General features: G+C 38.5%; 4 protein-coding genes. All 4 read left to right on the top strand.

All coding sequences use genetic code 11. The features are described from left to right. Positions 1-282 precede the first annotated feature (282 nt). The 4 genes from EVJ48_10365 (at position 283) to EVJ48_10350 (ending at position 3580) form a co-directional block, all read left to right on the top strand. Positions 283-858, top strand: a complete 576-nt coding sequence (locus EVJ48_10365) for a hypothetical protein (protein ID RZV36475.1) — start codon at positions 283-285, stop codon at positions 856-858. A 744-nt stretch (positions 859-1602) separates the two neighbouring features. Then, positions 1603-1818 (top strand): DUF167 domain-containing protein, encoded by a 216-nt coding sequence (locus EVJ48_10360; GenBank protein ID RZV36476.1) that lies wholly within the window; start codon positions 1603-1605, stop codon positions 1816-1818. Further along, positions 1818-3266 carry a TolC family protein gene (locus tag EVJ48_10355; protein RZV36474.1) on the top strand — a complete coding sequence of 483 codons (1449 nt, stop codon included), beginning with the start codon at positions 1818-1820 and terminating at the stop codon, positions 3264-3266. The genes EVJ48_10360 and EVJ48_10355 overlap by 1 nt, the downstream gene beginning before the upstream one ends. Next, positions 3263-3580 carry a hypothetical protein gene (locus tag EVJ48_10350; GenBank protein RZV36473.1) on the top strand — a complete coding sequence of 106 codons (318 nt, stop codon included), beginning with the start codon at positions 3263-3265 and terminating at the stop codon, positions 3578-3580. The genes EVJ48_10355 and EVJ48_10350 overlap by 4 nt, the downstream gene beginning before the upstream one ends. The last annotated feature ends 117 nt before the right edge of the window (positions 3581-3697 follow it).

Raw genomic sequence — 3697 nt, 5'->3', positions numbered from 1 at the left:
AAGCGCGGTCGACGCTATTTTACTCACCCGCCTTCGTCAGCCTGATAACGAATAAGGAAGGCGGGTGGATTGTTTAAAAAATTTTAGGATAAATTAGCCTTAAGTGCGCTTGAGCAAGTATAAGACTTATGCCCTATTGTCACTTAAGTGACTTTTACAATTTTTTTTATAAATTATAATTAAATCATAAATAAGATAAATAGGGACAAAATATTATATCGTCAGGAAACCTGCATATTGCCTGCAATATAATAATTAAATAATTAATTGGAGGGTTTGACTATGATTAAAAAAATTATGCCGGGTTGGCTGTTGGTTTTATTAATCGCTTTAAGTATAGGCGTTCCTAAATCAAACGCAATGAATATGAGTAATGCATGCGGAAAGAAAAAAATGAATATGAGTAATATGCCGATTAGCAAGTCGGTTATGATGAAAATGAAAAAATGGATGCCGGATATGATGTCTTTTGCTCCCAAGCTGGCGTTTATGCCCTTTTTTTACAAAGTATATCCCGGGGCGCATCTGATTTTCAATAACCGCAAAATTTTAAAATTAACCCCTTTTCAAATTAGACAGGAAGCCATGCTTGTAAAAGAGATGGAAAACAAAGCTATTCCTCAGTTTAAGATTTTAAACGGGGCGAAAAAGGAGTTTTATATGGAGGTCAATAAAAATAATCCAAATCCCGCTAAATTAATGAAATATGAAAGAACCGCCGGAAATGCGGAAATAGCCCTGTCGGAATCCATGATTTCCGTTCACTTAAAGGCTACCCGCATACTAACCCCTTCGCAAAAAATACTTCTACGCAAGATAATGATTAACTGGCCTATTGTTAATGTAACGTATCCGTAAAAATGAACGGCAAATAAATAATAAAAAAATAAGGGGGGTGAAAATAATGAAAAGAATTTACGAAATGCCGGTATTTCTAGAAATTCCCATAGAAGAATTTAATTTCATAATGCTGGCAAACTATGGGAAAACCGATTCATGCTATGTCTGAAGAGCTTGTTTTTAATGCGCAGTTTGCGCATACAAAACTGACGCCTTATCCTTTATGCCGACAAAATTGCCGGGAAATAAAATAAAGGATAAGGCGTCTTAACAAAATCAATTCGTATCAATTTTTGACAATTTGGCACATGATACGAACATACTTACCGGTATAAAAAAGCAACCAATAGCGATAAGGAGGGATGGATTATGTTCGTACCTATCTAACGCTCTCCTCCCTGCCTATTTGCGCCTTAATCCTCCTGAGGAGAATTATTATATAATTTAATTTTCCGGATTCCCGCTGAAGCGGGTTGGGGCACCTAATGGTTGAAATTATAAATTTCCTCGAAGTCATTCCCGCGAAAGCGGGAAAGTTCTAAAGGAACTTCACATATCGAAGGCACGCGTTAAAGGGCGCGCAAGCCGCCCTTGCGTACAGAAGATGCCGTAAGGCACGAGAGCGAAGCGGTAATCCAGTATTTACATATAAAAGAAACATCTAAATATTTTCTATTGAAGGATTAAAGTTGTATAATGAAGCCGCATTTTATATAATAATACATTACTATATCTTTCATTAAATTTTTATGCAAAAAAAAAATTTCGGTTGCGGTAAAAACAGGTTCAAAAATCGAAGGCTATGAAATATTAGACGACGGAACGCTGAAAATTTCAATAAAGGAACGTCCGGTAGAGAATAAAGCAAACGAAGCGGTCATAAGAAAAATCGCCGAAATTTACGACACGCCTAAAAACAAAATTACCATAAAAACAGGTTTAAAATCTAAAAATAAAATAGTTGCAATAAACGATTGATGAGAAAAAATAGCGGCATGGCTATAAAAACTTATATAAATTCGGTTTTTTTATTTTTATTTTTAATTATCGCAGGCTGTTCATTTAACTATTTATTATCCGCCTTAAATATCGTCAAAACGGCGTATGCCGCAGGCGCCGCAAGTCCGCCTGCCGGAATCTATTTAACCGCAGCAGGTAGAAACTTGCCTTCCGCGCCGAGCAGAATTAAAATATCTTTGGCATCGGCTATTAAAAGGGCTCTGACGAATCAGGGGAATATTTTGGAAGCCGAGCATATAATATCTGAAAAAATGGACTTAAAAAAAGCGGCTTACGCCGGTTTGCTCCCCGATATTTCCGTTAACGCCGGAGGAATATGGACAAGGACGAAAAACGGATATCCCGTATTTGCTTCCGCCAACGGTATGAGGGAGCTAATCGGACAGATAGGTTTAACCGTTCCCATATTCGACCCGAAAATCTACGGCGAAATTTCGCTTGCGGGAGATAATCTTAAAGTTGCCGAATACAGGCTTAGCTTGGCGCGTCTTTTCACGGCAGCCCGTATAACGCAGTATTTTTATGGACTTATTCTGTTAAAAGATGAAATAAAAACAGAACGAAAGGCATTAGACAGCGCTAAAAAAATTTTAACTGCCGCAAAAATAGGATACAAAGCCGGCAGTCTTCCGCGTTTCGACACCGTCCAAGCAGAGCTTATGACGGCTAACCTTCAAACTAATTTAGAAATTTTGGAATCCAAATTAAAATCGTTTGAACGAGTGTTCTTAATGGAGATATTTTACGGCGATGTTCATCCCGCAAAACTTTCTTTGCTCATACCCGTTCAGGACTCCGCCGGTTTCAATTACCGGATTCCTCCTTTAAACAGGCTGATTTCGAAAGCTGTAAAAAAACAGCCGCTGATTAAAATAGTACGCGCTGAAATTAAATCTGCAAAGGCATTCGTTTCAATAAATAAAGCAGGAAGACTTCCGAGTATTCATGGCGGCGCCGCATACGGAGAGGACACCGTAAATTCCTTCGATGCCCCGAATCTGGGGTGGCAGTTTTTTGTTATGCTGAACATCCCTATTTATAATTTTGGACTTCATAAAGGTTCTATTGATGCGGCAAGTGAAAGGCTTATGGCGCTAAAATCCGCAAAATCCGCTGTTAAATTATCCGTAAAAAAAAGGCTGGCAATTGATTACGGCAGAGCGGCAGCCTCAAAAAAGAAAATTTATGGAGCAAAAATTTTAGTCAAAAAATCTGGGGAAGTTTTTAAAATGACAAAAGAAGGTTACTTAGCAGGAGCCTTTAACGCTCTTGAATTACAGGAAGTCCAGAATAACTGGATAAAATCGCGCATAGAACTTGCTAAAGCAGTAAACGAGTTTTATCTGGCAATTTCTCAGTTAGATATAGATATGGGAATAATCCTCTCTGGAGACGGAAAACTATGAAAAGAACAACCGTGTTTATTTCAATTTTAACCTTGTGTATCGTTTACAGCATCGGCATGCCCTTAGCTTTTGCCGGTTCCGCAATGCCGGTAAAAGTCGCCTATGCAAAAAAAACGCTTGCGGTAAAAAATATTACCTCGCCCGGAAAGGTTCACAGCAACGGCAGACAGGTTTTTACGGCTCCTTTTACGGGAAGGCTGATAGAATCCTTTCCTTTCCCAAAATCCGTAACCGCCGGAACGGTTATCGCAAGGGTCGTAAGTCCCGGCTTATACGCAAAAATTATTTCGGCGCAGGCTTCGGTATGGTTATAAACAGACAATACAATTAATAAATAATTAAAAGGGGGATTACGCTTATGTTTAAGATTAGGTTATTTTTAATAGCCGCTTCGATTCTTATTTTAGGTTTTAGCTCGGTTTCCGCGTTTG

This window comes from Candidatus Acidulodesulfobacterium acidiphilum (assembly GCA_008534395.1).
GTDB lineage: Bacteria > SZUA-79 > SZUA-79 > Acidulodesulfobacterales > Acidulodesulfobacteraceae > Acidulodesulfobacterium_A > Acidulodesulfobacterium_A acidiphilum.
Note: the sequence above shows the minus strand (reverse complement) of the source record. Positions and strands in the feature narration are given on the sequence as shown.

Coding starts and splice junctions, on each gene's coding strand:
- EVJ48_10365 (RZV36475.1), top strand. CDS start 283: ATGATTAAAAAAATTATGCCGGGTTGGCTGTTGGTTTTATTAATCGCT.
- EVJ48_10355 (RZV36474.1), top strand. CDS start 1,818: ATGAGAAAAAATAGCGGCATGGCTATAAAAACTTATATAAATTCGGTT.
- EVJ48_10350 (RZV36473.1), top strand. CDS start 3,263: ATGAAAAGAACAACCGTGTTTATTTCAATTTTAACCTTGTGTATCGTT.